The following is a 763-nucleotide window of genomic DNA, read 5'->3' as shown; positions in this document are numbered from 1 at the left end:
AAGGTTTGCAATCAAAATTATAAGAATGATCGACTTCATTTTAATATGACTCTTTTTTAATGTTATACACATTCTGATATTTGTTGTCATTATTATAATTTTGACACTAAAGTAAAGTGTATAGTTTACGATAATTTATCTTTTCTTAATTTCATTTTTTAATTTATAAAAACAGCTCAATTTCAGTGCGAATATTTTTTACTTTAGGATTGGATATTCTTGTTATTTTGTCATATGGGTATTAAGGGCGTCTGTTACGGGAACCATTGCTTTTTATCTCAGCTAGTTTTTATGTCTCCATAGATGTCCGAATGTAATGCCTTTTGCGAGAGAATTGGCAATGCTTGATAGTTTGAGTAACAGCATGATGGATATAATGGACAAGATGAGAGCTCCCCCAAACATGAAGCTTACATTCTGGTCGTAGTCGAGTTTCATATCGCTCAAATAGTTTGCAAAGATATTCATCATCAGATTAAATACAGTTGCTAAGAGTAGAAAGAGGATTATATAATTCACGACTTGTACAATCCATTGCTCAAAAAAGCGATAAGTTGGTTGCCAGAGTAGAGCAATAATGAAGATTGGTCCCAATCCTACGAGAAGTGCAAGTGCGATTTTTGTCAGGAGCACGAGACCCCCACCGATTGCTACGACGAGGCTTGTTGCTAGCAAGATGAGGATTCCTAAGAGACTGTAAAGCAATCCATTGGACTCGAAGAAGACGGTTTCTTGGAAAAGACGTCCTGCATATTGAAATCCT

1 protein-coding gene is annotated in these 763 nt (G+C 35.4%); it reads right to left on the bottom strand.

The features are described 5' to 3' along the window. Positions 1–282: 282 nt before the first annotated feature. The coding region (locus ACFIQE_RS11095; RefSeq protein WP_375707773.1) for a type IV secretion system protein at positions 283–763 on the bottom strand (481 nt) is incomplete at its 5' end.

This window comes from Bartonella sp. AA1HLJMS (genome assembly GCF_042197445.1).
Taxonomy (GTDB): domain Bacteria; phylum Pseudomonadota; class Alphaproteobacteria; order Rhizobiales; family Rhizobiaceae; genus Bartonella.
The sequence above is the reverse complement of the archived record's forward strand: the minus strand, read 5'-3'. Positions and strand labels throughout refer to the sequence as shown.